5 protein-coding genes are annotated in these 6,688 nt (G+C 67.3%); 3 read left to right on the top strand and 2 right to left on the bottom strand.

What is annotated here, in order from left to right; all coding sequences use genetic code 11:
* Window positions 1–577: 577 nt before the first annotated feature.
* The 3 genes from Q0743_RS32800 (at window position 578) to Q0743_RS32790 (ending at window position 4,779) form a co-directional block, all read left to right on the top strand.
* Entirely contained in the window at window positions 578–1,357 is a 780-nt protein-coding gene (locus tag Q0743_RS32800; RefSeq protein WP_298245548.1) for a mechanosensitive ion channel domain-containing protein, read from the top strand.
* Between the two features lie 253 nt (window positions 1,358–1,610).
* Window positions 1,611–3,941 (top strand): TonB-dependent receptor, encoded by a 2,331-nt coding sequence (locus Q0743_RS32795; protein WP_298245547.1) that lies wholly within the window; start codon window positions 1,611–1,613, stop codon window positions 3,939–3,941.
* A 19-nt stretch (window positions 3,942–3,960) separates the two neighbouring features.
* Window positions 3,961–4,779 (top strand): class I SAM-dependent methyltransferase, encoded by an 819-nt coding sequence (locus tag Q0743_RS32790; protein WP_298245546.1) that lies wholly within the window; start codon window positions 3,961–3,963, stop codon window positions 4,777–4,779.
* Between the two features lie 9 nt (window positions 4,780–4,788).
* Here the strand turns inward: Q0743_RS32790 and Q0743_RS32785 are convergent, their stop codons facing one another.
* Entirely contained in the window at window positions 4,789–5,400 is a 612-nt protein-coding gene (locus Q0743_RS32785; protein ID WP_298245545.1) for a CinA family protein, read from the bottom strand.
* A 3-nt stretch (window positions 5,401–5,403) separates the two neighbouring features.
* On the bottom strand, window positions 5,404–6,585 hold the full coding sequence (locus Q0743_RS32780; RefSeq protein WP_298245544.1) for a bifunctional 2-C-methyl-D-erythritol 4-phosphate cytidylyltransferase/2-C-methyl-D-erythritol 2,4-cyclodiphosphate synthase: 1,182 nt from the start codon (window positions 6,583–6,585) through the stop codon (window positions 5,404–5,406).
* Window positions 6,586–6,688: the final 103 nt, after the last annotated feature.

The following is a 6,688-nucleotide window of genomic DNA, read 5'->3' as shown; positions in this document are numbered from 1 at the left end:
GACGGCTTATGCCGTGCTCTCCCCGGGGAGCGTTGCACTATTGCCCCCGTCGCCTTGCAGATGACTGATGGGCGCGCCCGGTCGGGCAACACACATCACCACAAGACTTGACGCACAGACCCCGGGCGTCAGGACGACACGGTTTTGCCGTACGCAAATCACACCGGTCGTATGCGCGACGGTTTTCGCTCACGGTTTCCCGCCCTGCGAACCCTTCGCGCCGATGTGACGAGCGTCCACTGCAACTCACCCCACGTTCGTGACGATCGCGATACGCCCCTCTGACAAGGGATGAGGTAGCCCGAGAATGCGTCAAAGCCGAAATTCTGTAAAGGCGAATATTTTCGTCATCGCGTATTGCCCCACCGCTGGCGTGTTTTGCCCGTCAGGCAACGCAAGGGCTTGTGTGCCGTAGGGCGGATTAGCCGAAGGCGTATCCGCCATCTGTGCCTCGGAGGCAAAAGAGGCGGATTACGCTTCGCTAATCCGCCCTACGGGCCGTGTTCCACCTCGGCCCTTGCCGGGATCATTTCGCATCGCAATGCGTTCTCAACGGATTGCCCGGGTTGGAGCCGCCATGACCATCAATTTCGACACGTTGAAAGCCTCGCTCGTCCTGTATGGCCTGAACGCGATCTACGCGATCCTGCTGCTTGCGGTCGGCTGGTATCTCTCCGGCGCCATGCAGCGTTTCGTGACACGGCTGCTCAGCGTCACGCACCGCGTCGACCCGCTCGTCACGCTGTTCGTGGGCAGTCTCGTGCGCTATGGGGTGCTGGCCGTGGTCGGAATCGCCGTGCTTCAGCTGTTCGGCATCCAGACCGCGAGCCTTGTTGCCGTGCTGGGCGCGACATCGCTCGCCATCGGCCTGGCGCTGCAGGGCACGCTGTCCAATCTCGCCGCCGGCGTGATGCTGCTGCTGTTCCGGCCCTTCCATATCGGCGACGACGTCGAGATCGCCGGCAAGGCGGGCAAGGTGAAGTCGCTGTCGCTGTTCATGACCGAGCTGGTCGCGGCCGACAACACGCAGATCCTGCTGCCCAACGGGCAGGTGTGGGGCGCGGCGATCGTCAACCACAGCGCCTACCCGGGCACGGGCGAGGTCAAGGTGGCGTTTCCGGTCCCGGCCGGCGCGGCCAATACGCTCGCGGATCGCATCCTGAAGGAGCTGCGCAACGATTCCCGCATCGACGTTCAGGCGCAACCCACCGTCTCCGTCACGAGGGTCCTCGATGTCGGCAATCCCGCGGCACCGATCCTGGAATTGACGGTCAGTGCGAAGGCGAAACCCTCCGAGGCCGGTGCGGTCAAGCAATGTGTGCTCGACCATGCGAGCGCGCTACTGATGGCGGCATAGCGCCGGCGACATCGGCCAACCTGCAGCTTGGAACGAAACTAATTCCAAGCTGCGCGCTATTTGCTCCAGCGCAATCAGATTCCCGGCACCAGCGGCGAGCTTCGCGACCGATCGCGACGGCATGCACCGTCGCGCGGACATCGGCTCGCGCTCCCAACGCGTCGGCCGCAAGAGCAATGGGGCTGCAGTGCAACATACAATCAAAAACCTTGCATCGGGGCGAGGGCGCTCACGAAACAAAATTCAGGGAACGATGCGGCTGTCGTTGACGGCGTCGGTCCTGTTGCTGCCGGCGCTTGCCGGTGAAGCCTGCCTTGCGCAATCGGCAACGCCTGGCGCGGCGGTCCAGCTCGATCCCGTGATGGTGGATGCGCCGAAGAGCGCGGCAAAGCCCGCCTTGGTCTCGCGCGAGCGGGTCGCAGCACGACGCCGGGCCGCCAAGCCGCAGCCTCTTAGCGGTGACGGCGCCCGCGAAGCGGCAACGGCGCCCGCTACGGCAGCGGCGTCGGTGCAGGAGCGTTTCGAGGCGCTCGCGGGCGGCGTCGCGCTGGTCAAGCGCGAGGATCTCGCGCCCACCGGCAACCCGACCGTGTCGCGCGCGCTCAGCGGCGTTCCCGGCGTCGTGGTGCAGAATTTCTTCGGCGGCAACGACCAGCCGCGCATCCAGATCCGCGGCTCCGGCCTGCAACAGAATCCGGTCGAGCGCGGGCTGCTGGTGCTTCAGAACGGCCTGCCGATCAATCGCGCCGACGGCTCCTACATCGTCGGCTTTGCCAATCCGCAGCAGGCGGAGGCCATCGAGGTCTATCGGGGCTACATGGCCAACCGGCTCGGCGCCACCGTGCTCGGCGGCGCGCTGAATTTCGTCTCGCCGACGGGATCGTCCTCACCGGGCACGCAACTCGTGGTCACCGGCGGCAGCTTCGGACAGATCAATGCCAGTGCGCAGACGGGCGGCAGGAAGGACAATGTGGACGCGCTGGTGCAGGCCGATTTCAGCCGCCGCGACGGCTTTCGCGACTACAACAGCTCCGAGCGCTCAAGCTTCAACGCCAATGTCGGCGCCGTGCTGTCCGAGAACGTCAGCACGCGCTTCTTCATCGGCTACACCGATCTCGGCTTCGACGTCGCGGGCCCCCTGACCAAGAGCGCGATGGAGGCCAATCCGCGGCAGGTGTTCGCCGGCCCGACCTTCATCCCGCCATCGACCTCGATCAATCCCGGCCCCAACGTCGTGCGCGACAGGCCGCGGCGCGAGGCCGACCAGTTCGTGGCGGGCTCGCGGACCACCGCGACATTCGACGCGCATCTGTTCGACGTCGCGCTCGGCTACACCCACACCGACGACATGTTCCGCTTTCCGATCTCCTCGGGCATCCGCGCCACGCGGGGCGACGATGCGACCGGCGTGTTCCGCTACGCCTACAAGCCCGACAGCGCAGCCGCCTTGCCGCTCGTGGAAACGACCGCGCAATATTCGGTGGGATCGGCGGACCGGGAGAACTTCATCAACCAGGCCGGGCAGACCGGGGCGAAGTTCGGCGAGAGCCGGCTCGATGCGACCACGCTTGCGCTGCATACCGGTGTCAATCTGCCGGTCTGGGACCGGATCACCGTGTCGCCGGCGATCGCCTATGGCTACGCCACGCGCGACAATGACGACCTCTATCGGAACGCGACACGGCCGACGATTGCCTACAATCCGGCGAACCCGACCGCGCTGCTGCCGAACGGCGCGGTGCCGACGCAGAGCTCGAGCTACGCGCGCAGCTATTCGGCTTGGAGCCCCAGCCTCGGCGTGACCTTCCGGCCCGTGACCGGCCAGACCATCTTCGCCGCGGTCAGCCGCAGCTTCGAGCCGCCGTCGCATGACGATCTGCTCGCGACCGTCAACGGCACGCCCAACAGCAGCGCGGGACGGCCGACGCCGGGTAATCCGGCGCTAATCGCCGCGGTGTTCGCGACGCCCGATCTGAAGGCCCAGACCGCGACCACGGTCGAAGGCGGCTGGCGCGGTCGCGCCGGCATCCTGTCATGGGATGCGGTCAGCTATTATTCCTGGGTCGACAACGAGCTCTTGAGCCTGCGCGACTCCACCGGCGCGTTGATGGCGGCGTTCAATGCGGACCGCACCACGCATTTCGGCGTCGAGCTCGGCTTCGGCGTGAGGCTGACGGAGCGGCTGACCGGGCGCGTCGCCTACACCTATCAGGACTTCCGCTTCGATAATGATCCGCTGCGCGGCAACAACCATCTCGCCGGCGCGCCGCCACATCTCGTCAACGCAGTCCTGCAATATCAGGCGACCGACGCCTGGAAGCTCGAGGGCGTGGTGCGCTGGAGTCCGGGCCACATGCCGGTCGACAACATGAACACGCTGTTTGCCGATCCGTTCGTGGTTGCCGACCTGCGCAGCGAATACCGGATCAGCGATCGCTTCTCGGTGTTCGGCGAGATCACCAATCTGTTCAATGCGACCTATGCCGCATCAACCCTGATCGTCGATCAGGCGCGACCGGACCAGGCCGCTTTCATCCCCGGCGACGGACGCGGCTATTACGGCGGCATCCGGGCGCGGTTCTAACTCGCAAAGGAGATTCCAGATGATTGCGGACCACACGATGCCGCCAGCCGAACTGCCGGGCTGCGATCTCGACGTCGCCAAGATGCCAGGCCACTGGTTGCTGGCCCGGCTTGGCAAGCGCGTGCTGCGCCCCGGCGGGCTTGGCCTGACGCGCGCGCTGTTGCACGGGCTGGTGATCGGCGCCGCAGATGATGTCGTCGAGTTTGCGCCGGGCCTTGGCGTCACCGCCCGCATGATCCTGGAGCGGGGTCCGCGGCGCTATGTCGGCGTCGAGCGCGATGCGCAGGCGGCGGCGTGGACCAGCCGCCAGCTTCCTGCGAAGGGACATATCGCGGTCGTCGTCGGCACGGCCGATCAGACGACGCTGCCCGCAGGCTTTGCCTCGGTCGTAATCGGCGAGGCGATGTTGAGCATGCAGACTCAGGAGCAGAAGCGCCGCATCGCGGCCGAAGCGTTCCGCCTGCTGCGCCCGGGCGGACGCTATGGCATCCACGAGCTCGCCGTGACACCCGACGACATGCCGTTTGGCCAAAGGCAGGAGATCGACCGCGCGCTTTCCGGGGCCATCCATGTCGGCGCGCGTCCCTTGTCCGGCGACGGATGGAGAGGGCTGCTGGAGAGCGTCGGCTTCGAGATCGAAGCGGTCGAATTCGCGCCGATGCATCTGCTGCGGCCGCGGCGCCTCGTGCAGGACGAGGGCCTGATCGGCGCCTTGCGGCTCGCCAGGAATCTGCTGCGCGATCGGGCGGCGCGGCGGCGGGTGCTGGGGATGCGCCGGGTATTCGAGCAGCATCGCGCCAATCTGGCGGCGATCCGCGTGATCGCCCGCAAACCCTAAGCGGAGCGATCAGCCCCGCGGCGACCGCGGCGTCCGGCGTTTGGCCGCATGGCGGCGCGGCGAGCGCGTCACGCGGGGGCGCAGGCGGGTGACTGCGGCGGCGCGTTTCGGCTTGGCCGCGACTTGCGGACCGCGCGCCAGGTCCATCAGCATGCGCAGCGCCTCGACCACGGAGCGCTGGCGCACGGCGCTGCGGCCGATCGCGCCGAAGCGATGCTCGCGGTGGATGATCCGGCCGTCGCGCGCGGCAGCGGCGAAGTGCACGAGGCCGACCGGCTTGCCGGGCGTCGCGCCACCGGGACCTGCAATGCCGGTGATGGCAACCGCGAGATCGACATCGGCCCGCTCCAGCGCGCCGACCGCCATCGCGGTTGCGGTCTCCTTGCTGACCGCGCCGAAATTGGCGAGCGTGCCCGCCTCGACACCAAGCATCGCGCGCTTGGCATCGTTGGAATAAGTGACGAAGCCGCGATCGATGACGTCGGACGAGCCGGGGATGTCGGTCAGCGCGCCCGCGACGAGGCCGCCGGTGCAGGACTCAGCCGTCGCGATCGTCAGCTTGCGCATCCGGCACAGATCGAGCAGCGAGCGGGAGAGGGCGCGTGCGTCGCTGCCGCCCATGGCCTAGACGCTCCAGGGCAGACGGATGGTGGCGCTCGCAGTGGCCGCGATGCCTTCCTCGCGGCCGGTGAAGCCGAGCCGCTCGCTGGTGGTCGCCTTCACAGCGACGCGCGAGATGTCCACGCCGGAGATCGCGGCGATGCTCGCACGCATGGTGTCGCGCAACGGGCCGATCTTCGGCCGCTCGCAGATCATGGTGACCTCGAGATTGGCGATGCGGCCGCCACGCGCCGTCACGCGCTCGATGGCGTATTTCAGGAACTGGTCGGAAGAGGCGCCCTTCCATTTGGGATCGGTCGGCGGGAAGTGCGAGCCGATGTCGCCGTCGGCGAGTGCGCCGAGGATGGCGTCGACCAGCGCATGCAGGCCGACATCGCCGTCGGAATGGGCGAGGAAGCCCTTGCTGTGCGGCACGCGCACGCCGCAGAGCATGACGTGGTCGCCCTCGCCGAAGGCGTGCACGTCGTAGCCCGTGCCGGTCCTGATGTCGCCGAGCTGGGCCGCCAGGCGCGCTTCCTCGCGCACGAAATCTTCGGGTGTGGTGAGCTTCATGTTGGCAACATCGCCTTCAAAGGTTGCAACCGTCAATCCCGCCCATTCGGCAATCGCGGCATCGTCGGTGAAATCCGAGCGCCCGTCCCTGGCCGCACGACGATGCGCCTCGAGGATGACGTCGAAACGAAAGGATTGCGGCGTCTGCGCGATTCGCAAACGGGCGCGGTCCGGCGTGTCCTCGACATCGCCGCTCGCGCCGGTGACCTTGATGGTGTCGGTGACGGGAACGACGGGGAGGGCGGCACCGGTGCGGCTCGCCGCCTCGATCGCGCGCGAGATCACGCCGGCGGAGACGAAGGGCCGGGCGGCGTCGTGGATCAGCACGATATCAGGCTTGTGCCTGGCGAGCGCTTCGAGGCCGGCGAGCACCGATGCCTGACGGGTGGCGCCGCCGTTGGTCGGCGGCTCGTGCTTCAATCCCGCGACCGCGGCCGTGAAGATGGCGCTGTCATCGGGGTTCACCACGGGCTGCACCGCAAACACCTCAGGGTGGCGGCTGAAGGCTTCCATGGCGCGGTAGATCACCGGCACGCCGCCGATCTCGCGATATTGCTTCGGCCCGCCGGCGCCGGCACGCAGTCCACGCCCGGCTGCGACGAGGACGACCGCGGTGCGCTGTGATTTCGCCATAGGACTCAAATACTCAGTTGGTGATGGAGAGTCGGGGGAGTGGGGTAATTGCCGCATGCCTCTAGCACGGCAGGCCCGCAAAAAAAGGGGGTTTCCCCGGATT

Source organism: uncultured Bradyrhizobium sp. (assembly GCF_936943645.1).
GTDB lineage: Bacteria > Pseudomonadota > Alphaproteobacteria > Rhizobiales > Xanthobacteraceae > Bradyrhizobium.
Note: the sequence above shows the minus strand (reverse complement) of the source record. Positions and strands in the feature narration are given on the sequence as shown.